At 71.1% G+C, this 21,838-nt stretch carries 18 protein-coding genes; 14 read left to right on the top strand and 4 right to left on the bottom strand.

Annotated features, from left to right (window positions below):
- Positions 1–6: 6 nt before the first annotated feature.
- Positions 7–417: a response regulator gene (locus tag FB471_RS09275; protein WP_141996912.1), complete on the bottom strand. Its 411-nt coding sequence runs from the start codon at positions 415–417 to the stop codon at positions 7–9.
- Between the two features lie 130 nt (positions 418–547).
- On the opposite strand from FB471_RS09275, the gene ctaE reads away from it, so the two are divergent.
- From ctaE to qcrB, 4 genes are read left to right on the top strand one after another with little or no spacing between them, the layout of a single operon-like run.
- Complete coding sequence (gene ctaE / locus FB471_RS09270; RefSeq protein ID WP_141996910.1) at positions 548–1,177, top strand: aa3-type cytochrome oxidase subunit III; 630 nt, start codon at positions 548–550, stop codon at positions 1,175–1,177.
- 60 nt (positions 1,178–1,237) lie between these two features.
- Complete coding sequence (qcrC, locus tag FB471_RS09265; protein WP_141996908.1) at positions 1,238–2,062, top strand: cytochrome bc1 complex diheme cytochrome c subunit; 825 nt, start codon at positions 1,238–1,240, stop codon at positions 2,060–2,062.
- A 3-nt stretch (positions 2,063–2,065) separates the two neighbouring features.
- Positions 2,066–3,208 (top strand): cytochrome bc1 complex Rieske iron-sulfur subunit, encoded by a 1,143-nt coding sequence (gene qcrA / locus FB471_RS09260; RefSeq protein ID WP_141996906.1) that lies wholly within the window; start codon positions 2,066–2,068, stop codon positions 3,206–3,208.
- On the top strand, positions 3,205–4,878 hold the full coding sequence (gene qcrB / locus FB471_RS09255; RefSeq protein WP_141996904.1) for a cytochrome bc1 complex cytochrome b subunit: 1,674 nt from the start codon (positions 3,205–3,207) through the stop codon (positions 4,876–4,878). The genes qcrA and qcrB overlap by 4 nt, the downstream gene beginning before the upstream one ends.
- 62 nt (positions 4,879–4,940) lie before the next feature.
- Here the strand turns inward: qcrB and FB471_RS09250 are convergent, their stop codons facing one another.
- Both FB471_RS09250 and FB471_RS09245 read right to left on the bottom strand, forming a co-directional pair.
- Positions 4,941–5,225 (bottom strand): Lrp/AsnC family transcriptional regulator, encoded by a 285-nt coding sequence (locus tag FB471_RS09250; protein ID WP_141996902.1) that lies wholly within the window; start codon positions 5,223–5,225, stop codon positions 4,941–4,943.
- A 62-nt stretch (positions 5,226–5,287) separates the two neighbouring features.
- The gene (locus tag FB471_RS09245) at positions 5,288–6,997 is read right to left on the bottom strand and encodes a DEDD exonuclease domain-containing protein (RefSeq protein ID WP_141996901.1); all 1,710 of its coding nucleotides are present in this window, start codon (positions 6,995–6,997) and stop codon (positions 5,288–5,290) included.
- 256 nt (positions 6,998–7,253) lie between these two features.
- On the opposite strand from FB471_RS09245, the gene FB471_RS09240 reads away from it, so the two are divergent.
- The 6 genes from FB471_RS09240 to FB471_RS09215 all read left to right on the top strand — a co-directional run bounded on the left by FB471_RS09240 (position 7,254) and on the right by FB471_RS09215 (position 14,988).
- Positions 7,254–8,654: an NYN domain-containing protein gene (locus tag FB471_RS09240; RefSeq protein WP_141996900.1), complete on the top strand. Its 1,401-nt coding sequence runs from the start codon at positions 7,254–7,256 to the stop codon at positions 8,652–8,654.
- 63 nt (positions 8,655–8,717) lie between these two features.
- Positions 8,718–10,520: a D-alanyl-D-alanine carboxypeptidase family protein gene (locus FB471_RS09235; protein ID WP_170220760.1), complete on the top strand. Its 1,803-nt coding sequence runs from the start codon at positions 8,718–8,720 to the stop codon at positions 10,518–10,520.
- A gap of 149 nt (positions 10,521–10,669) precedes the next feature.
- Positions 10,670–10,936 (top strand): hypothetical protein, encoded by a 267-nt coding sequence (locus tag FB471_RS09230; RefSeq protein WP_246076693.1) that lies wholly within the window; start codon positions 10,670–10,672, stop codon positions 10,934–10,936.
- Between the two features lie 451 nt (positions 10,937–11,387).
- Complete coding sequence (locus tag FB471_RS09225; RefSeq protein WP_141996897.1) at positions 11,388–12,440, top strand: C40 family peptidase; 1,053 nt, start codon at positions 11,388–11,390, stop codon at positions 12,438–12,440.
- 295 nt (positions 12,441–12,735) lie between these two features.
- A complete protein-coding gene (locus FB471_RS09220) occupies positions 12,736–13,788 on the top strand; it encodes a C40 family peptidase (protein ID WP_141996896.1) in 1,053 nt (350 codons plus the stop codon).
- Positions 13,789–13,845: 57 nt separating this feature from the next.
- Positions 13,846–14,988 (top strand): glycosyltransferase family 4 protein, encoded by a 1,143-nt coding sequence (locus FB471_RS09215; RefSeq protein WP_211357996.1) that lies wholly within the window; start codon positions 13,846–13,848, stop codon positions 14,986–14,988.
- Positions 14,989–15,000: 12 nt separating this feature from the next.
- Here the strand turns inward: FB471_RS09215 and FB471_RS09210 are convergent, their stop codons facing one another.
- Positions 15,001–15,630: a nucleoside/nucleotide kinase family protein gene (locus FB471_RS09210; RefSeq protein WP_141996895.1), complete on the bottom strand. Its 630-nt coding sequence runs from the start codon at positions 15,628–15,630 to the stop codon at positions 15,001–15,003.
- Between the two features lie 104 nt (positions 15,631–15,734).
- Between FB471_RS09210 and FB471_RS09205 the strand changes: the two genes are divergently transcribed.
- The 4 genes from FB471_RS09205 to bioD all read left to right on the top strand — a co-directional run bounded on the left by FB471_RS09205 (position 15,735) and on the right by bioD (position 21,756).
- Entirely contained in the window at positions 15,735–16,949 is a 1,215-nt protein-coding gene (locus FB471_RS09205) for a cytochrome P450 family protein (protein WP_141996894.1), read from the top strand.
- A gap of 23 nt (positions 16,950–16,972) precedes the next feature.
- Positions 16,973–18,262, top strand: coding sequence for an adenosylmethionine--8-amino-7-oxononanoate transaminase (locus tag FB471_RS09200; RefSeq protein WP_141996893.1), 1,290 nt, complete (start codon positions 16,973–16,975; stop codon positions 18,260–18,262).
- 395 nt (positions 18,263–18,657) lie between these two features.
- The gene (locus tag FB471_RS09195) at positions 18,658–20,904 is read left to right on the top strand and encodes a bifunctional SulP family inorganic anion transporter/carbonic anhydrase (protein WP_142001696.1); all 2,247 of its coding nucleotides are present in this window, start codon (positions 18,658–18,660) and stop codon (positions 20,902–20,904) included.
- Positions 20,905–21,033: 129 nt separating this feature from the next.
- On the top strand, positions 21,034–21,756 hold the full coding sequence (gene bioD / locus FB471_RS09190; RefSeq protein ID WP_211357994.1) for a dethiobiotin synthase: 723 nt from the start codon (positions 21,034–21,036) through the stop codon (positions 21,754–21,756).
- The last annotated feature ends 82 nt before the right edge of the window (positions 21,757–21,838 follow it).

Genomic DNA, 21,838 nt, shown 5'->3' with positions numbered 1-21,838 from the left:
CGGTCCTCAGCCGTGCACGGCGGGGACGCGCCGCGCGCGCAGCACGTCGGCGACGGTCTCGGCGGCGGTCAGCGGGTCCAGCGGGTGCACCAGCACGGCGTCGGCCTTGGACCAGGTGGCCAGCCAGCGGTCGTCCTTGCGCCGCGCGGTGACCACGATCGGGGGGCATTCGGCGATCTCGTGCTTGAGCTGGCGGGTGAGGCCGATGCCGCCGGTCGGCTGCGCCTCACCATCGAGAATCGCCAGGTCCAGGCCACCTTCGTCCATCTCGACCAGCACCTCGGCCACTCCGGCGGCCTCCACGTAGTCGACCCGCCCGATATCGGACGCGGGCCTGCGCCCGATCGCGTTGATGATCGACTCGCGTACTTCCGGCCGGTGGCTGAAGACCAGGATTCGCAGCGGCTGCTCGGCCATAACGACGTGCCTCCGGGCTCGTGTGGTGGGCGTTGGAGGAGATGCTATCGGTCCGGGGCAGTGGTGTGACCGACTCCTCCACGACTCACCGTAGGACCCGACCGGCGAAGGCTGGTTGTGAGAAGACATAATGCGGGACGTGACGACGGCAGCTCCCACCATCAGCCAGCGTGTGCACTCGCTGAACCGGCCGAACATGGTCAGTGTCGGCACGATCGTGTGGCTGTCCAGCGAACTGATGTTCTTCGCTGGGCTGTTCGCGATGTTCTTCACGGTCAAGGCCCAGAACGACACCGGCCACTGGCCACCGATCCTGGAGTCCACCGGTGAGCCGATCCACCTGAACATCCCGTACGCGATCCCGTTCACGATCATCCTGGTGGCCTCGTCCTTCACCTGCCAGCTCGGCGTGTTCGCCGCCGAGAAGGGTGACGTGTACGGGCTGCGCCGCTGGTACCTGATCACCCTGGTGATGGGCACGATTTTCGTCCTCGGCCAGGGCTACGAGTACATCAACCTCGTCGCCGAGGGCGTGACGATCCCGTCCGGCGCTTTCGGCACCGTGTTCTACCTCGCCACGGGCTTCCACGGGCTGCACGTGGTCGGCGGGCTCGTGGCCTTCGTCTACCTGCTCATGCGCACTCGGATGAGCAAGTTCACGCCGGCGCAGGCGACCTCGGCCATCGTGGTCTCCTACTACTGGCACTTCGTCGACATCGTCTGGATCGGGCTGTTCGCGGTGATCTACTTCATTCCCTGATCCGCGGTAGGAGCCAGACCCCCCGTATCGGCCGAACTGACAGCAAGGGTTGCCGCAGAGATGACCACCAGCAAGAAACCCGCTTCCCCACCGGCGCGGCGCGGGCGGCGCACGAAGTTCCAGCGGCGGGTCGCCGGCCTGCTCGCGCTCGGGATCGCGTTGCTCGGTGTGGGCGCGTTGTACGCCGTGTTCGCCCCGGAGCCGCAGACCGCGCAGGCCCAGGCCGACCCCGCGCTGCTGCGCAAGGGCGAGGAGATCTACAACAACACCTGCATCACCTGTCACGGCGCGAACCTCGGCGGTGTGGAGGACCGTGGCCCGAGCCTGGTCGGTGTCGGCGAGGCCGCGGTGTACTTCCAGACCTCCTCCGGCCGGATGCCGATGGTGCGGCAGGAGGCGCAGGCCAAGCGCAAGCCGCCGAAGCTCACCCCCGCCGAGATCGACGCGCTGAGCGCCTACATCCAGGCCAACGGCGGCGGCCCGGAGCGGCCTGCCGAGAGCGGGGAGGCGCTGCGCGGGGGCGACCCCGCGCGCGGCGGTGAGCTGTTCCGGCTCAACTGCGCGTCCTGCCACAACTTCACCGGTCAGGGCGGTGCCCTCTCGGCCGGCAAGTACGCCCCCGAGCTGGCCCCGGCCAACGAGGAACAGATTTACACCGCGATGCTCACCGGCCCGCAGAACATGCCGAAGTTCTCCGACCGGCAGCTCACGCCCGGGGAGAAGGAAGACATCATCGCCTACGTGAAGTCGGTGTCCGCGGGCGGCAACGACGTCGGTGGCAACGGGCTCGGCGGCTTCGGGCCGGGTACCGAGGGTGTGATCGCGTGGGTGGTGGGTATCGCCGCGCTGGTCGGCGTGACCATGTGGATTGGATCGAGGGCATAGCAGATGAGCAGCGGTAACGAGCCGAAGCCTCCCACCGAGGAGGAACTGGCCGAGATGGACCGCGAGGAGCTGGTCAAGCTCGGCGGCAAGCTGGACGGCGTCGAGATCGTGGAGTACCCGGACCCGTGGCCGGTGCCGGGGACCCGCGCGGAGAAGCGTGCCGAGCGGCAGGTGGCGATGTGGTTCGCCCTCTCCGCGCTGGCCGGCCTCGCCTTCCTCGCCGGGCTGATCTGGTGGCCGTCGGAGTACGTTCCGTCCTCCGATCCGGGGCACGCCATGTACAGCCTGTACACCCCGGTGATCGGGGTGACACTCGGTGTCTCCGTGCTGGCGCTGGCGGTCGGCGTGATCCTGTACGTGAAGAAGTTCATCCCGCACGAGATGACCGTCCAGGAACGCAACGACAACCTGGGCGAGGGCTCGTCCGAGGTGGACAAGCAGACCATCCTCGCCCACCTCGCCGACGCGGGTAACCGCAGCACCATCGCCCGCCGGTCGGCGATCAAGCGCACCGCGGGGCTCGGCGCGGGTGTGCTTGGCCTCGGGGCGGTGGCCCTTCCGGTCGCCTCGTTCATCAAGAACCCCTGGGCCAACAGCGAGACCAAGGAGTCGCTGTGGCACACCGGGTGGCAGAAGGAACACCCCGGTGAGGTCGTCTACCTGCGGCGATACACCGGCAACCCGGAGGAGATCTCCCTGGTCCGGCCGGAGGACCTGGACGCGGGCGCGATCGAGACGGTGTATCCCTTCCGCGAGTCCGAGCGAGGGGACCACGAGGCGTTGATCCACGCGCTGAAGCGGGCGGACAACCCGGTCATGCTCATCCGCCTGCGGCCGGCCGACGCCGAGCGCGTGCTCAAGCGCAAGGGCCAGGAGGACTTCAACTACGGCGACTACTACGCCTACACCAAGATCTGCAGCCACGTCGGCTGCCCGACCTCACTGTACGAGCAGCGGACCAACCGGATCCTGTGCCCGTGCCACCAGTCGCAGTTCGACGCGCTGCAGTACGCCAAGCCCGTGTTCGGCCCGGCTACCAGGGCGCTCGCCCAGCTGCCGATCGAGGTCAACGAAGAGGGATACTTCGTGGCACGGCACGATTTCATCGAAGCGGTCGGCCCGGGCTTCTGGGAGCGTAAGTCATGAGTTCACTCACCACGCCGACGAAGGGCTCCAGCGCCGTCGAGCGGCACGCGGGGGAGGCGGCCAAGAACGCCGACCAGCGTTACCACCTGGCCAAGGGCCTGCGGCACCAGATGAACAAGGTGTTCCCGACCCACTGGTCCTTCCTGCTCGGCGAGATCGCGCTGTACAGCTTCATCATCGTGATCCTGTCCGGGGTCTACCTCACCCTGTTCTTCGACCCCTCGATGGAGGAGGTCATCTACCAGGGTGCGTACACGAACCTGCAGGGCATCCCGATGTCCCGGGCGTTCGAGAGCACGTTGGACATCTCTTTCGAGGTCCGCGGCGGGCTGTTCGTGCGGCAGGTGCACCACTGGAGCGCGCTGATCTTCGTGGCCGCCATGTTCGTGCACATGTTCCGGATCTTCTTCACCGGCGCCTTCCGCCGCCCGCGTGAGGCGAACTGGGTGATCGGCGCGCTGCTGCTGATCCTGGGCATGTTCGAGGGCTTCTTCGGCTACTCGCTGCCGGACGACCTGCTCTCCGGCACCGGCGTCCGGGCCACCATGTCCGGCATCGTGCTCTCGGTGCCGGTGATGGGCACCTGGGTCCACTGGGCACTCTTCGGCGGGGAGTTCCCCGGAACCGAGATCATCCCGCGGCTCTACGCCCTGCACATCCTGATCATTCCGGGCATCATGCTCGGCCTGGTCGCGGTGCACCTCGCGCTGGTCTGGTACCAGAAGCACACCCAGTTCCCGGGGGTGCGGCGCAAGGAGACCAATGTGGTCGGCGTGCGGATCATGCCGTACTTCGCGCTGAAGGGCGGCGCCTTCTTCGCGATCGTGACCGGTGTCATCGCGCTGATGTCCGGGGTGTTTCAGATCAACCCGGTATGGAACCTGGGACCGTACAACGCGTCCCAGGTGTCCGCGGGTGTCTGGCCCGACTGGTATCTGGCCTGGGCGGACGGTCTCCTCCGGATCTGGCCGGCGTGGGAACTCTATCTGGGCGACTACACGGTGCCGCCGGTGTTCTTCGCCGGCGCGGTGGGGATACCGGTCCTGTTCGTCCTGCTGATCGCGTATCCATGGATAGAACGCAAACTGTCCAAGGACACCGCGCACCACAACCTGCTGCAGCGGCCGCGGGACGTTCCGGTGCGGACCAGCCTCGGCGTGATGGGCATGGCGGTCTTCGCGGTGCTCGAGATGTCCGGGTTCAACGACCTGGTGGCCCTGACCTTCGACATCTCGTTGAACGCGATGACCTGGATCGGCCGGATCGGGCTGCTACTCCTGCCGCCACTGGCGTACTACGTCACCTACCGGATCTGCCTCGGCCTGCAACGGGCCGACCGGGAGGTGCTCGAGCACGGGGTGGAGACCGGCATCATCAAGCGGCTGCCGCACGGTGAGTTCATCGAGGTGCACCAGCCGCTCGGCCCGGTCGACGAGCACGGTCACCCGATCCCGCTGGAGTACCAGGGCTCGCCGGTGCCGAAGAAGATGAACAAGCTCGGCTCCGCGGGCGAGGCGGTGCCCGGCGGCTGGCTGTCCCCGGACCCGCCCGAGGAGACCGCGGCGCTGGAGCGTGCGCGTGCCGAGCAGCACGCGCACGGCGACGGCCTGGCCGAGGACACCGAGTCCACCGAGCAGATCCCCGCCGGGCAGAAGACGCCGGAGCACTGAGCCGGTACTCACCGGCGAGACCGGGCGGGTGCGTCCGCTGGACGCACCCGCCCGGTCTCGGGTCAGTCGCCGTCGGCGCCGATGGAGAAGGCCGCCTCGGTGTCCGCGCTGGAATAGGACCGGAACGCGATATGGGTGTCGGTGCCCCGCACGCCAGGCACCTTGCCGATCTTGGCCGGGATCAGGTCCGCGAGGCCCTCGTGCGTGCCGACCCGGACGATCGCCACCAGGTCCACATCGCCCGCGCAGGAGTACACCTCGCTCACGCCCTCGATGTCCGCGATCGCCTGCGCGGTCTCCGGAATGCTGTCCGCCCTGGCGTGGATCATCACGATCGCGGTGATCAAGGTGCCTCCTGTGTCCGAGTTCCTGCGTCGATCTGCCGCCGATCGTAGCGAGCCGGCCCAGTTCACACCGGGGTACGCCCGCTCTCGGCGCGCTCCAGCCAGTCCTGCCAGCCCGCGGCGCCCCTTGCCGGCTCGGCCCAGGGCCGCGCGGTCCGCACCAGGCGCACCCCGGGCCTGGTCAGCCAGCGCAGCAGGATGCCGACGTCCTCACCCGCGCTGCCGTGCAGCGGTCCCGGGCCGGGCAGCACCGTCTCCGCGGATGCCACCAGCGCCTCCACCACCGGCATCGGCGGCACGCCGCGCCGCGCGACCCCGGCCGAGGCCAGCCTGCCGTACCGGATCACCACCAGCTCCCAGCCACCGTTCCCGTCCGGCGCGGCCGCGACGAGCTCCGGGATGGCGGCGAGCGCCGCCATCCGGTGCCCGCGCCGCACGGCACGCACCAGCGCGGCGAGCTCGTCGCGCCGCCGCGCCGCCTGCTCGAAGTGCTGCGCCTCGGCCAGCGCCTCGAGCCTGCCGCGCGCGGTCCACAGCGGGGCGTTGTCCCTGCCCGCGATGAGCTCGCTCACCGCATGGACCCCGGTGGCGTACTCCGGCACGCTCTGCCTGCCCGCGCACGGCGCGCCGCACCGGCCCAGCTCGGCCAGCACGCACGGGGTACCCGTGGAACCGCCGGCCGGGATGCGCTGGGTACAGGTGCGCAGGCCGGCCGCGTCGGCCAGGGTGTTCGCGGCGGCCGCCGCCGTGGACTGGGAGCGGAACGGACCGAGCGCCCCGTCCCTGGCCAGCCGGACAACGGACAGCCTGGGGAACGCCTCCTCGGTGAGCACGATCCACCAGGCCTTGTGCGGGTTCTTCGACTTCCGGTTGTAGGCGGGGCGGTGCGCCGCGAGCAGCCGCAGCTCCCTGATCTCGGCTTCCAGCGAATGTGCGCACTCCACCCCGTCGACCCGCTGCGCCAGCGCGACCATCTCGCGGATCCGGCCCCGGCTCTCCGATCCGGTGAAGTACTGCCGCACCCTGCGCCGCAGGTCGCGCGCCGTGCCGACATAGAGCACCTCCTCGTTCGGGCCGCGGAACAGGTAGACCCCCGGTCGCCGCGGGAGGTGCGCGGCCAGCCCGCGCTTGCGCCGCTGGGCGGGGGTGACCTCGGGCAGGTAGTCGAGCAACTCCTCCAGCGAGTGCACGCCCACCGCGCCGAGCCGCTCGAGCAGCCCGTGCAGCACGTCCACGGTGGCCCTGGCGTCCTCCAGCGCGCGGTGTGTCGGATCGGTGCGCGCGCCGAGCAGGGCGGCGAGCGCGGAGAGCCGGTAGCTCGGGGTGTCCTCCCTGGTCAGCAGCCGCCGGGCGAGCCGGAGCGTGCACACCACGGCGGCACGGGGCCAGTGGTAGCCGTGCGCCCGGCAGGCCGCCCGCATGAACCCGGTGTCGAATCCGGCGTTGTGCGCCACCAGCACGGCACCGGAGATGAACTCGAGGAACGCCGGCAACACCCGCTCGATCGGCGGGGCGGCGCGCACCATCGCCGTGGTGATCCCGGTCAGCTCGACGATCTCCGGCGGGACCGCGGTGCCCGGGTCGACCAGGGTGCCGAACTCGCCGAGCACCTCACCCCCGCGCACCTTCACCGCACCCACCTCGGTGATCCCGTCCGGGCCGGGGCTGGTCCCGGTGGTCTCCAGGTCGAACACCACGAAGGTGGTGTCCCGTAGCGGGGTGCCGAGCTCGTCGAAGGTCAGCTGCGCGTTGTCGAGGCGCCGGCCCACATCCATGCCGCGCACCCTAAGGACGGGTACCGACAATCACGGTCGCCTTACGGTGCCGCATCCAGGGCTCGGGTCATCCGGTCGGTGCCGTGCGTCACCAGCCGTTCTCACCCGCACCAACCTCCCGCCCGTCGCCTACCGCCACCCTCAACGTGGCGCTGCGCGGCGCCGTGTTCCGGGCCTGGCGGCCCGCGGTCGCTGGGTCGGTCCGGATGGCCCTCGCGGGGCGCGCAGATCAACTCCAGGGGATTACCCTGGATGGATGCAGCCGTCGGCGTACTCCGACCAGCCCGAGGATGTCTCGCCGGACACCTCGGGTGGTGCGGTGCGCCCGGAACCGGTCGAGGCGGTCGAACCGTCCGGCGGCGCGGCCTGCGACGAGCCCGTCGACTGGCTGTCGCTGCCCGAACCGGTCCGGGAGCGGATCGCCGAGCTCGCCGCCGCGGCACTGGGCAAGCTGCCGACCGTGGACGTACCTCGCCAGCTACGTCCGGTCGCCAGGTTCGCCCCGGCCAAGCGGGCCAAGCTGGGCGGGGTCCCGCTGCTGGCCGCGCTGCGCGAGTCCCCCCGGTTCCGTACGGCAGTGCTGGAGTGGCTGCGGGAGCACCGGCAGGACGCGCTGGACCCGAACGCGGAGGACTCGGTGGCCGGTGCCGCCGCCGCGACGCTGCTCGGCGAGGCGGGCGCGTCCACCAGGGTGCGGCTGGTGGCCAGGAACGCGGAGGAGACCACCCTGCGGGCCGAGCGGGACGCCGCGCTCGCCAGGGCGCAGCGGCTGCAGGCCGAGCTCGAACAGGTACGCGGGGAGCTCGAGGACGCCCGCGGCGCGGCCGAACGGGCCAGGGGCGAGCGCGAGGCCGAGCTGGACAAGCTGCGCGGTCGGTTGCGCGAGCAGGGGGTCGTGTTGCGGCAGGCCAAGGACGCGGCCGAGGAGGCCCGTGCCGAGGCGCGGCGGGCGGGTGGCCGGCGGGACGAGGAGGTCGCCGCCCTCACCGCGCAGTTGGATCGGGAACGTCAGCGGGTGGCCGCCGAGCGGGCGCGTGCCGACAAGGCCGTCGCCGACGCCGATGTGGCGCGGCAGTCGGCAAAGGAGGCGCGGCAGGCAGACGAGGTACGGCTCGCGTTGCTGGTCGACACCATGGACGGCGCCGTGGCCGGGCTGCGCCGCGAGCTGTCCCTCGGTGCCGAGGGCAAGCGCCCCGCCGACACGGTCCGCGGGGCGAGCGCCGGGCCGGGCGCCGGGCGGGTGCGGGATCCCGCCGGGCTGGATCGCCTGCTCGCGCTGCCGAGCGTGCACCTGATCGTGGACGGCTACAACGTCACCAAGACCGGCTACGCCGAGCTGGCGCTGGCCGACCAGCGGGAGCGGCTGATCCACCAGCTCGCCGCGCTGGCCGCCCGTACCGGGGCCGAGATCACCGTGGTGTTCGACGGCGCGGGCGTGGTGTCCGTGCCGGCCACCGCGCAACGCGGGGTGCGGGTGCTGTTCTCCGATCCCGGCGTGCAGGCCGACGACGTGATCCGCAACCTGGTCGCCGCCGAACCCGACGGCCGCCCGCTGATCGTGGCCACCTCCGACCGCGCGGTCGCCGACTCCGTCCACGGCGCCGGAGCCCATCCCGTCCCTTCCCCCGTCCTCCTCACCCGCCTTGGCCGTACCTGAAGGGCGTGACCTGCGGAGGGGTGGCGCGTTGAGGTAGGTACGTACTCGGGTGTGGAGGTGTGGATGCGGGCCGTCTCGGCGCTCGTTCGTCAACGCGCGGGGCTGGTGGGGGCCGTGCTGGTGACCTCGGTGCTGGTGGTTCCCGGCGCCGACGCGCAGCCGCCACCGACCGACCCGGGGGACATCCGGGTCGAGGCCGGGGTGGCCCCGGGGGCCGGGGTGCCGGATCCACGCCCGGGCGCGGCCTTCGCCGACCCCGAGGTCGCCAAGCTGCAGGGTGCCGCCGCCGAGGTGCGGCGCGAGCTCGGCGGCCTGGCCGGTCAGGTCCGGCAGGCGCAGGAGGGCGTGAACGCGGCCACCGCGCGGCTGCAACGAGCCCGTGCCGAGCGTTCGGCCGCGGACGCGGCCGTCGCGGCGCAGCGGCGGGAGGTCGACCGGTTCGCCCGGTCGGTGTTCACCGCGCTGGGCCGACCCGACGAGCTGCGGGTGGTGCTCTCCGCGGAGAACCCGCAGGACCTGCTGGACGGCACGGCGATGATCAACCACCTGCGGACCGAGCAGGACCGCAGGCTCGGCGGGGCGCTGGAGCGGCAGCGCGTCGCGATCGCGGCCGAGCGCGACGCGGCGGGCGCCGAGCAGGCGGCCTCGGCCCGCAAGGCGGAGTTGGAGCGGCACACCGCCGACGCGCGAAACCGCTCCGACGCGATCTCCGCCGAGCTGCGTGCTCCGATCGACGCGGCCAACGCCGCCGTCATCGCCCAGCAGAAGGCGCAGCAGCGGCGCAATGCGGAGACCGCGGCGAACTGGAAGGCGTACACCGAGCGGCTGGCGGCTGCCGGGATCACCCCGCCACCGGCCGCGGCCCTGCGCGACCCCGCGCGGCTGCCCGCCGGCCTCGACCCGCTCCCCGGTGCGGACGGCACGCCGCAGGCTGGGCTGGCGGAGAAAGGTGTGCGCGGTGAGCGGGTGCTGGTGCTGCCCAAGGAGACCATCGCCGCGGTCACGGCGGCGGTGGACGCGCTCGGCAAGCCGTATGTGCCGCACGAGGGCGGCGCGGGCCCGCGGGCGTACTCCTGCGACGGCCTGGTGCGCTCGACGTTCACCGGCGCCGGTCTGGAGCTGCCCGGTTCGGCGAGCGAGCAGCTCGCGGCCGTACGCCCGGTTCCCCCCGCCGACGCGCAGCCTGGCGACCTGGTGTTCCTCGGACCGGCGCGGTACGGGGTGCAGTCGGTCGGCATCGTGCTCGACGACCGGACCATGCTGGCCGCCGATGCCCGGCTGTCCAGCGTGGTGGTGACCGACCGGCCCACCGGGGACAGCGTGCTCGGCTTCGCCCGCCCCGCGCTCGGCTCGGGCTCGCCGCGGCCGGTGCCGCGGCGAGCCGAGGGGGAGCTCACCTGGCGCTGCGGCGGGGTGGAGCTGCCACCCCGGCAGGGCGGCGCGACCCAGGCCGCGGGCCCGTGGGGTGGGTTCCCGAACGGCCTGATCCCCGGTACGGCACTGTGCCCGATCGGCATCGGCGCGCATCTGCTGCGGTGCGATGCTGCGCAGGCGTTCGTGGCGATGTCCCAGGCGTTCGCGGGCGCGTTCGGCCGGCCGCTGTGCGTCACCGACTCCTACCGGACCTTCACCGCGCAGGTGGATCTGTACCGGCGCAAGCCATCACTGGCCGCCGTACCGGGCACCAGCAACCACGGCTGGGGGCTCGCCACCGACCTGTGCGGCGGGGCGCAGTCCTTCGGCACGCCGGAGCACCGCTGGCTCGCCACGAACGCACCGACCTTCGGTTGGGTGCACCCGCCATGGGCACGGGCGGGCGGCGGCCGTGCGGAGCCCTGGCACTGGGAGTTCGCGGGCACTTCCTGACCCTTCCTGAACCCTTCCTGAACACTGCCCAGGAGCTGTTCGTGCTGCTCGTGGCCGCCGTGACCGAAACTGTCGGTGCTCCTCCTTACTGTGCGTTCATCAGGTCAATACGGCTCGTCAGAGGGTGAGGAGTGACCGTGAACGACACCATGATCATCGACTGCGACCGGTGCGAGGTACGGGGTGACGCCTGTTCCGACTGCGTGGTCAGCGTCCTGCTCGGGGCCCCGCCTGCCGTCGAGTGGGACGACGACGAGCGGCGCGCGGTGGACGCTCTCGCCGAGGCCGGGATGGTTCCCCGGCTGCGACTGGTGACCGCCCAGGACACAGCGGACCCACCGGACCCACCGGACACGGCGGGCGCCGGACTGCCGCACCCACGTGTTCGCCCGCAGCATGATCGTCGCGCCGGGTAAGCACCATCGCCCGATCGTGCGCCGAAAGGTCCATACGATTAGGTGAGTGGTCGCCTCGTTGCTGCGCGGCTTTTGTTACCGCGGTCACAATATGCGCTTTGCCGCTGGTCCAATGGGGGTTCGGCGCATCACGGACGCGAATCGGGGTCGCGCTGGTGGACGGGAGCGCCACTGTTTCGTAACCTGTCCGAGATCTCGCGGTTGGCGAGCCGTCGCGAAGCAGGGGACGGCGACGCGGGATTGCCGCCGAGACAGCTTGTCGGGGAGCTGTGCCGGCCCGTTGCGAACCACAGGCGCGGTGACCCAGTTGCGGTACCGGTCGGCCTGATGCGGCGGGACATGCCGTAGCCGGCATGGGTGTTGTGTCCGCCCAGCCGGTGCGAAGAGGGCCCCCGACCTCTTCGGCGCGGCGACGGTCAGGCGGCCGACAGGCAAAGGAGACACACGCGACGTGCAGTCGCATCCAGTGAAGCGAGTGGTGTCAGGAGCACTAGCAGCCACAGCCGTGATCGCGGCCGTGAGCTTCGTCCAGGTGCCGGCCACCGCGAACCCAGTCCCCGCTCCCCAGAATCCCCCGATCAGCCAGTCCGACGCCCTCAAGCAGTACCGTGAGCTCGCCGCGAAGGCGGAGAAGCTCAACGAGGACTACCTGAAGGCCAAGGACGACCTCGCGGCCAGGCAGGCCGAACTGGACAAGGCCAGCGGCGACCTGACGGCCGCCGAGCAGGCCAAGTCCGCGGCCGCGGCCGACGAGGAGACCTACCGCACCGAGGTGGACAAGTTCGCCGGTGCGTCCTTCACAAGCGGCTCGCAGATGAACAAGCTGTCCGCGCTGCTCTCCGGTGACTCCACCCGCGACTTCCTGGACCGTTCCGCGGCGCTGGATGTGCTGGCGGCCGACCGCAACGCGGCGCTGAAGAACCTGTCCGCCGCGGTGCGGCAGGCCGGCGCGGCCGAGCGCGAGGCCGCCGAGGCGCAGGCCAGGGCGAAGACGGCCAAGGAAGAAGCCGAGAAGCTGACCGCCGACATCAAGACCCGCAAGGAAGCACTCGACAAGAAGGTCGAGGAGCTCAAGGAGCAGGCGGGTCTGCTCAGCTCGTCCGACCGGGCGGCGCAGCAGGACACCGGCGGTGCCGTGCCCGACGTGCAGGCGCCCGGCACGGCGGCGCAGACCGCGGTGAATGCCGCGCTCGGCAAGCGGGGCAGCGCGTACGTGTGGGGCGCCGAGGGTCCCTCGACCTTCGACTGCTCCGGGCTGACCTCCTGGGCCTACCAGCAAGCCGGGATCAGCATTCCCCGGTCGAGCCGGGCCCAGTCCGCCTTCGGCACCCCGGTGAGCAAGAGCCAGTTGCAGCCGGGTGACCTGGTGTTCTTCTACTCGCCGGTGTCGCACGTCGGCATCTACCTCGGCAACGGCAAGATGGTGCACGCCCCGACCTCGGGCGATGTCGTGAAGGTCTCGCCGCTGCAGAACAACTACAACTCAGCGCGCCGAGTCGCCTGAGGTTCCGTTCATACGGACGCGTGGCCGTGGTGGCGCCGGATGTGCCCGGCACTACCACGGCCATGTGTGTATGTCCGCCAAATGGGGGAAGGTCAACCGTTCGTCGCAGAATGATGCGCTCCCGTCTACCCAGTGTGGACGTGCTCCCGGTCGATTCATAACCTGACCGAGGTCTCACGGGCGACGGCCGTCACAGTCAGCAGGCGGCGACGTGGGACCGCCGCCGAAGCGACGGGCCGAGCTTGTCGGGGAGCCGGTCCGGTGGCGGCCGAGCAGCAAAGGAGAGACCCGCGACGTGCAGTCGCATCCAGTCAAGCGTGTGGTGTCCGGGGCGCTGGCGGCAACCGCGGTCATCGCGGCCGTGAGCTTCGCCCACGCACCGGCGACCGCGGAACCGACCCCCGTCCCCCAGACCCCGCCGAGCGACACCTCCGAGGCACTCGCCGAGTACCGGAAGCTGGCCGAGAAGGCGGCGAAACTCAACGAGGACCACCTGAACGCCGAGGAGGACCTCAAGGCCAAGAAGGCCGAACTGGAGCAGGCCAACGCCGACCTCGCGGCCGCCGAGCAGGCCGGAACCCGGGCTTCGGCCGATGTAGAGAACTACCGCACCGAGGTGGACAAGTTCGCCGGCGCGTCCTTCACCAGCGGTGCCGGGATGAACAAGCTGTCCGCGCTGCTGACCGGGGAGTCCACCCAGGACTTCCTGCAGCGGGCGGCGGCGCTGGACGTGCTGGCCTCCGACCGCAACGAGGCGCTGCGGAAGCTGTCCGGGGTCGTCGACGAGGCGAGCAGGGCCCAGCGGAAGGCGGCGCAGGCGCAGGCACGCGCGCAGGCCGCCAAGGAGGAATCCGCCAAGCTGGCGGGTGAGCTGCGTACCCGCAAGGACGAGTTGGACGCGAAGGTCGAGGAGCTCAAGGAGGCCGCCGGCCTGCTCAGCTCCGCCGACCGGGCCGTCCAGCGGGACACCGGTGGGCCGATCCCCAACGTCAAGGCGCCAGGCCCCGCGGCGCAGACCGCGGTGGACGCCGCGCTCGGCAAGATTGGCAGCGCGTACCGGCTCGGGGCCGAGGGTCCTTCGACCTTCGACTGCTCCGGGTTGACCTCCTGGGCCTACCAGCAGGCCGGGATCGGCATCCCGCGCACCGCGCGGACCCAGCAGACCTTCGGCACGCCCATCGCCCGCAGCCAGCTCCAGCCGGGTGACCTGGTGTTCTACGGGAGGCCCGCGCACCACGTGGGGATGTACATCGGGGGCGGCAGGATGGTGCACTCCCCGCAGCCCGGTGACGTGGTGAAGATCTCTCCGTTGCAGAGCAACTACACCGGGGCACGCAGGGTCGCGTAGCCGGTTACCGGGGCCACCGCCATACCGCCACACCGTGGTCCCGGTAGCCTCCACCTCGTGTTACGGACCTTGCTGGTGACCAACGATTTTCCGCCCCGCCCGGGCGGGATCCAGAACTACCTGAACTCGTTGGCCACCAGGCTGCCCGCCGACCGGCTCGTGGTGTACGCCCCCGCGTGGGACGGGGCCGCCGAGTTCGACGCGCGGGCACCGTTCGAGGTGGTGCGGCACCCGACCTCGCTGATGTTGCCCACCCCGGACGTGCTGCGCAGGGCGCGGGAGCTGCTCTCCGCGCGGGACTGCTCGGCCGTCTGGTTCGGCGCCGCCGCCCCGCTGGCCCTGCTCGGGTCGGCGCTGCGGGGCGCGGGCGCGGAGAAGGTGGTCGCCTGCACGCACGGGCACGAGGTCGGGTGGTCCATGTTGCCCGGGGCGCGGCAGGCGTTGCGGCGGATCGGGGACACCGCCGACGTGGTGACCTACGTCAGCGACTACACCAGGACCCGGTTCGCCGCGGCCTTCGGCCCGATGGCCGGGCTCGAGCACCTGCCATCCGGGGTGGACACCGCGGTGTTCCGGCCGGACCCCGGTGCGCGTGCGGAGATCCGGCGCAGGCACGGCCTCGGCGACCGCCCGACCGTGGTCTGCGTGTCCCGCCTCGTGCCCCGCAAGGGGCAGGACATGCTGGTACGCGCGCTGCCCGAGCTGCGCAGGCGGGTGCCGGGCACGGCGCTGCTGCTGGTGGGCGGCGGTCCGTACCGCAAGCGGCTCACCAGGATGGCCGCCGACCTCGGCGTCGCCGAGCACGTGCTGCTGGCCGGGTCGGTGCCGTGGGACGAGCTGCCCGCGCACTACGCGGCCGGCGATGTGTTCGCCATGCCCGCCCGTACCCGCGGCAAGGGCCTGGACGTCGAGGGACTCGGCATCGTGTACCTGGAGGCCTCGGCGACCGGGTTGCCCGTGCTGGCGGGCCGCTCCGGCGGGGCGCCGGAGACCGTGCTGGACGAGGTGACCGGGCACGTCGTCGACGGCAGGGAGCTGGACCAGCTGACCGACACCCTCGCGACCTTGCTGGCCGACCCGACCAGGGCCGCCAGGATGGGCGCGGCGGGCCGCGAGTGGGTGAGCACGCACTGGCGCTGGGACGTGCTGGCAGGTCGCCTGGCCGGGATGCTCACGCCGACCCACCACCCCACCTCCTGACCCCGGCGACCGTCACGACACCAGGACGGCAGGGTGGTCCGGACGGTCCGTTCGCACCACGACGTCCGCCGACCGGGCAGGGGCCACCTCGTGCTCGTACCTCGCGTAGGCGGGCAACGCCCAGTGCGCGTGCTCGGGCAGCCTGCGTTCGAGGGCGGGCGCGGACAGCCACAGGTGCACGGTCAGCTCGAGCGGCAGCCCCCTGCCGAGCAGCAGCTCGCCGTCGAGCAGCAGCACCCCGCCCCTGGGCAGGGGCGTGCGGGGCAGCCGCAGCGCACGGTCGCGGGCGGTGTCCCACAGGGCGGGCAGCACCAGACCCGTCCCATCCGGCGCGAGCGGGTCGAGCACCTCCCGCCGCAGCGCGCCGACGTCGAGCCAGTCGTCGTAGCGGGCATCCGGATCGTGCCTGCCCCGCTCGAACCGCAGTGAGGCGGGCCGCAGGAAGTCCCGCGCCGAGACGCGCAGCACCTCGCGGCCGCGCACCCGCAGGCGGTCGACGAGCGCGTCGGCGAGGCCGGCGGTGTCGGTGGCGCAGGCCGCGCCGTCCACCGCCACCCGTGCCCAGGTCGTCTCGCGCAGATCGGTGACCCTTTCGGTCAGTTCGTCGGCGAGCCGTTCGAAGGAGATGGGACGGTACTGCATGGGCAGATCCTCGTGCATTCGGGCTGCTCCGTCAGGTGGACCTTCACACGTTCGCGGCCGCCTGATCGTTGAGCCAATGACACCGCGATCCTGGAGGGCAATCAGTGCAGTCGCTGGACGGACCGACGCGCCTCGACCTCGAATACATCCAAGACCCACACACGGTTACCGAGCTGTTGCGTGCCGAGGGGCCCGTGCGCCAGGCGGTCTTGCCACGCGGCCTGCCGGTCTGGCTGGTGACCAGCTACGCCGACGGGAAGGCGCTGCTCGCCGATCCGAGGCTGGGCAAGGACAGCCGGGTCGCCAACGAGCTGTTCGCCGAGCGGGCCGCCGTCGACCAGTCCCCCGTGCTCTTCCCGCTGTCGCTCGCCACCCACATGCTCAACTCCGACCCGCCCGACCACACCCGGCTGCGCAAGCTGGTCAACAGGGCGTTCACCAGCCGGACGGTGGCCAGGATGCGACCACGGATCGAGCAGATCACCAAGGAACTGCTCGACGCGATGGCCGGGCGGGAGACCGTGGACCTGCTCGAGGCCTTCGCCTTCCCGCTGCCGATCACGGTGATCTGCGAGCTGCTCGGCGTTCCCGACGACGAGCGGGACGACTTCCGCCGCTGGTCCAACATCATCCTCTCGGCGTTGCCGACGGACGAGCTCGCGGACGCGTCGTCCGCGATGACCGCTTATCTGAGCACCCTGGTCGAGGACAAGCGGGCCACCCCGGACGAGGATCTGCTCTCAGCACTGGTGCACGCCTCGGACGACGGCGACCGGCTCTCCCCGAAAGAGCTCATCTCGATGGCCTTCCTGCTGCTCGTCGCCGGGCACGAGACCACGGTGAACCTGATCGGCAACGGCGTGCTCGCGTTGCTGCGCAACCAGGACCAGCTCGCCGTGTTACGCGCCGACCCCGGGTTGCTGCCGAACGCGATCGAGGAGTTCCTGCGCTACGACGGGCCGGTGAACCTCGCGACCCTGCGGTTCACCACCGAGCCGGTGCGGGTCGGCGAGGTGGAGATCCCGGCCGAGGAGTTCGTGATGATCTCCCTGCTCGCGGCCAACCGGGACGGTGAGCGGTTCCCCGATCCGACCCGGCTGGACGTCACCAGGCAACCCGGTGGGCACCTCGCCTTCGGGCATGGCATCCACTACTGCGTGGGCGCCCCGCTGGCCAGGCTGGAGGGCGAGGTCGCGATCGGCGGCCTGCTCGAGCGTTTCCCCGCGGTGCGGCTGGCCGCCGAGCCCGCGGAGCTGCGGTGGCGGGACAGCACCCTGATGCGGGGATTGGAGACCCTGCCGATCCGGCCGCGGGGCTGACCGGGGCCGTTAGAGTTCGGGGCATGGCTTCGCATACCCCGGAGGAACTGCTCGCGCTCGACAGCCGGCACGTCTGGCACCCCTACGGCCCGATGCCGGGCCGGGTCGAGCCGTTGCTGGTCACCGAGGCGGCCGGCGTGCGGTTGCGCCTTGCCGACGGGCGCGAGCTGGTGGACGGGATGTCCTCATGGTGGTCGGCGATCCACGGCTACCGGCACCCCGTGCTGGACGCCGCCGTGGCCGAGCAGGCCGGGCGGATGAGTCACGTGATGTTCGGCGGGCTCACCCACGAGCCGGCCATCTCGCTGGCCACCTCGCTGGTGGAGATCACGCCGGAGCCTCTGCGGCACGTGTTCCTGTGCGACTCCGGCTCGGTTTCGGTCGAGGTCGCGATCAAGATGTGCCTACAGTACTGGCGGTCGGTGGGGCACACGGGCAAGCGCAAGCTGCTGACCTGGCGCGGCGGTTATCACGGCGACACCTTCCACCCGATGAGTGTGTGCGACCCCGAGGGCGGGATGCACTCGTTGTGGCGCGGGGTGCTGCCCGAGCAGATATTCCTGCCCGCGCCGCCCGCCGGGTTCACCACACCCCCAGATCAGTCCTATCTGGATGCCATAACCGAGGCCGTCGAGCGGTACGCGGACGAGCTGGCCGCGGTGATCGTCGAGCCGATCGTGCAGGGCGCGGGCGGGATGCGCTTCCACCATCCCGAGTACCTGCGCGCGCTGCGTGCGGCGACCGAGGCCAACGGGGTGCTGCTGATCTTCGACGAGATCGCCACCGGTTTCGGCCGTACCGGCACGCTGTTCGCCGCCGAGCACGCCGGGATCGTCCCCGACGTGCTGTGTCTCGGCAAGGCACTCACCGGCGGTTACCTGACCATGGCCGCGACCCTGTGCTCGGGCGAGGTCGCCGAGGGCATCTCCCGCGGTGAGCTTCCCGTGCTGGCACACGGTCCGACGTTCATGGGCAACCCGCTGGCCGCCGCGCTGGCCAAGGCCTCGATCGGCCTGCTGCGCGAGCACGACTGGGCGGCCGAGGTAGGCCGGATCGAGGCGCTGCTGCGCGAGGGCCTCGCCCCGGCGTGGGAACTGCCGGGGGTGGTGGACGTGCGAGTTCTCGGCGCGATCGGGGTGATCCAGCTCGACCACGAGGTGGACCTGGCAAGGGCCACCGAGGCGGTGACCGCACAGGGCGTGTGGTTGCGGCCGTTCCGGGACATGGTTTACACCATGCCGCCTTATGTCACTGGTAACACCGATGTTGCGGCTATCACCTCCGCGATGATTGCGGCCGCCCGGGTGGGCTGAGTCGATCCTCGGAGTGAAGGCGAACAAATTTCACCCTATCGAGTGTGATTTGTTGAAACTACAGCTATTTTCCCTGGTCTTGATCACTTGGTGTGACAACTAATGGCCGGCTATTCATAGGTCGAGCGAGATCTAGCACACATTCGCCTGTTCGCGCGACGCCTGGTCGTGCTCTTCTTCCGGCTAATTCCATGTGAAAAGAACATGAGAAGTTCTTTAGGAACCGGACAATTCACGCGTTTTCCGGTTGTCTGGTGGACAAGCGGTTCATCCGGGTCGTCATTGCCGCCGGCTCGACACGTGCGCACCGCGTGCCGGCAAAGAAAGAAGCGGAGGTTTACATGACGAAAACGACCAATGACGGTGCCGTGCCGCGGCGGGCCGGTCCGCGGCGGATGGCTTTCGCCATCCTGCGCTACGACGTGCCCGCGTCGCTGGTCGTCTTCCTAGTCGCGATTCCCCTGTCCCTCGGGATCGCGCTGGCCTCGGGGGCACCGATCGTCGCTGGGCTGATCGCCGCGATCGTGGGTGGCATCCTCGCCGGTGCCCTTGGCGGGTCACCAATGCAGGTCAGCGGTCCGGCGGCCGGGCTCACCGTGATCATCGCGGGCATGATCGACCAGTTCGGCTGGGCGGCGACCTGCGCCATCACGGTGGCCGCGGGAGCGTTGCAGATCCTGCTGGGGCTGAGCCGGATCGCCCGCGCCGCGCTGGCCATCGCCCCGGCGATCGTGCACGGCATGCTCGCCGGGATCGGCGTGACCATCGTGCTGGGTCAGCTGCACATCGTGCTCGGTGGCTCGCCGCAGAGTTCCGCGATCGACAACATCCTCCAGCTTCCCGGCCAGATCATCGGTCACCACGACGCGGCGGCGCTGATCGGCCTGGTGACCATCGGCATCCTGCTGGTCTGGGGCAAGCTGCCCGCCGCGGTGCGCAAGGTGCCCGGCCCGCTCGCGGCGATCACGACGGTCACCGTGCTGGCCGCGGTCACCGGGATGAGCCTGGACCGGGTCTCCCTTCCGGGCGACCTGCTGTCCGTCGACCTGGTCCCGCGGCTGCCGGAAGGGGGCTGGCTCGAGATCGGACTGGCCGTGCTGACCGTGGCCCTGGTGGCCAGCGTGGAGAGCCTGCTGTGCGCGGTCGCCGTGGACAAGCTGCACACCGGCCCGCGCAGCAACCTCAACCGTGAGCTCGTCGGCCAGGGCGTGGCGAACATGGCCTCCGGTGCCGTCGGTGGGCTGCCGGTCACCGGGGTGATCGTGCGCAGCTCGGCCAACGTGGGCGCGGGCGCGCGGAGCAGGGCCTCGGCGATCCTGCACGGGGTGTGGGTGCTGGTGTTCGTGCTGCTGCTGGCCGGGCTGATCGAGAACATCCCGCTGGCGGCACTGGCCGGGCTGCTCGTGCACGTCGGCGCCAAGCTGGTCAACTGGCAGCACATCCGCACGGTCGCCGAGCACGGGGACCTGCCGTTGTACCTGGTGACCCTGTTCGGTGTGGTGTTCCTGGACCTGCTGTCTGGGGTGCTGATCGGGGTCGCGCTGTCCCTGTTCACGATGCTGCGCAGGACGATCTGGTCGGGTATCCACGTCGAGCGGGACGGCGGCCGGTGGGGGCGGGATCCCCATGGGGGGTCGGAGGAGACCCAGTACCGGGTGGTGATCGAGGGCGCGCTGACCTTCCTGTCCGTGCCGCGGCTGTCCAGGGTGCTCGGCACCGTCCCGCAGGGCAGCACGGTGACCCTGGAACTCGTGGTCGACTACCTGGACCACGCGGCTTTCGACAGCCTGGCGAGCTGGCAGCAGGCCTACGAGCGGGCGGGCGGCACCGTGGTCGTGGACGAGGTCGGTCACCCGTGGTTCGAACGCGGCAAGGCCGGCTCGCCGACCGTGCGCAGGGAGGCCGCCGGCAAGGTGATCCCGCGGTGGCTCGCGCCCTGGTCGGAATGGCAGGCCAACCACGCCGCACCGCACGTGCCCGGTCAGCGCATCAGCCCCACCGCGACCTTCCGCGGGACCTCCGAGTTCCAGCGGCGTACCGCGCCGCTGATGCAACCGACCCTGAGCCGGCTCGCCGACGGCCAGCAACCGCACACGTTGTTCATCACCTGCGTGGACGCCCGGATCGTGCCGAACGTGATCACCACCAGCGGCCCCGGCGACCTGTTCACCGTGCGTAACGTGGGCAACCTGGTGCCCTCGGCCGACGGCGCGGTGGAGGACTCCTCCGTGGGTGCCGCGGTGGAGTACGCGGTCGGCGTGCTCAAGGTCCGCGAGGTGGTGGTCTGCGGCCACTCCAGCTGCGGGGCGATGAACGCGCTACTGGACACGGCACCGGAAGGGATGCCGCACTTCGGCAGTTGGCTGCGGCACGCCGAGGCCAGCAGGCGGCGGATGCGGGCGGCGCCCGCGGTCACCCTGGCCGGAAGGGAGCCCGCGGCCGGGGCCGAGCGGCTCGCCCTGCACAACGTGCTGCAGCAGCTGGAACAGTTGCGACAACACCCGGTGGTCGCCGCCGCCGAGGCCCGTGGTGACCTGCACCTGACCGGGATGTACTTCGACGTCGGCGCCGCGCAGGTGTACCTCTTCGAACCCGAGGCAGGCGGCTTCGTCGCCGCCGGCACCCACGCCGAAATGCCCTGAACGTGGCTTTCGGGACGTCAGATATCGCGAACGTGGCGTTTGGGACATCTGATGTCTCGATCGGTCCGTTCAGGGCATGCGGGCGGCGGGCTCGATGGTGCCGGTGGCCGGTGGTACTACTGTGCAGCCGTGAGCGTCCTGGTGATCGCCGGAACCGGAACCGGCGTCGGTAAGACGGTGGTTACCGCGGCTATTGCCGCGCTGGCCGCGCACCGCGGTGAGCGGGTGGCCGTACTGAAGCCGGCGCAGACCGGTGTGGCTCCGGACGAGCCGGGGGACCTCGCCGAGGTGCGCAGGCTCGCGGGCGAGGTACCGAGCCGCGAGCTGCGCCGCTACCCCGATCCGCTGTCCCCGGAGGCGGCGGCGCGGCGCGGCGCGCTGCCACCGGTGTCCCCGGCCGAGGCCGCGCAGGCCGCAACCGAGCTGCATGAGGACCACGACCTGGTGCTGGTCGAGGGCGCGGGTGGGCTGCTCGTGCGGTTCGACCCCGACGGCGGAACGCTCGCGGACGTCGCCTGGTCGCTCGGCGCGCTCGTGCTGGTGGTGGCCGAGGCCGGGCTCGGGACGCTGAACGCCACGGCGCTGACCGCCGAGGTCGCCACCCGCCGTGGGCTGCACGTGGGCGGGGTGGTGATCGGGTCCTGGCCGCCCACCCCGGACCTCGCGGCCAGATCCAACGTCGCCGACCTGCCGGTGGCGGCCGGTGCCCCGTTACTCGGCGCGCTCGCCGCCGGGCTCGGCCGCGCCACCAGGGCGGAGTTCCTCGAGGAGGCCCGGCGCGGGCTGTCCCCGTGGTTCGGCGGCCGGTTCGACCCCGAGCGTTTCGCGGCCGGCGTGGCGGCGTCGACGTGATCCCGGTCGCTGTGTGCCACGGCACCCGTCATGCACACTCAACCGTCAGCCACGAGCCGGTAGACAACCATCTCGAAGAGGA

Origin of the sequence: Amycolatopsis cihanbeyliensis, from assembly GCF_006715045.1 — a bacterium.
In the GTDB taxonomy this organism is placed as follows: domain Bacteria; phylum Actinomycetota; class Actinomycetes; order Mycobacteriales; family Pseudonocardiaceae; genus Amycolatopsis; species Amycolatopsis cihanbeyliensis.
The sequence above is the reverse complement of the archived record's forward strand: the minus strand, read 5'-3'. Positions and strand labels throughout refer to the sequence as shown.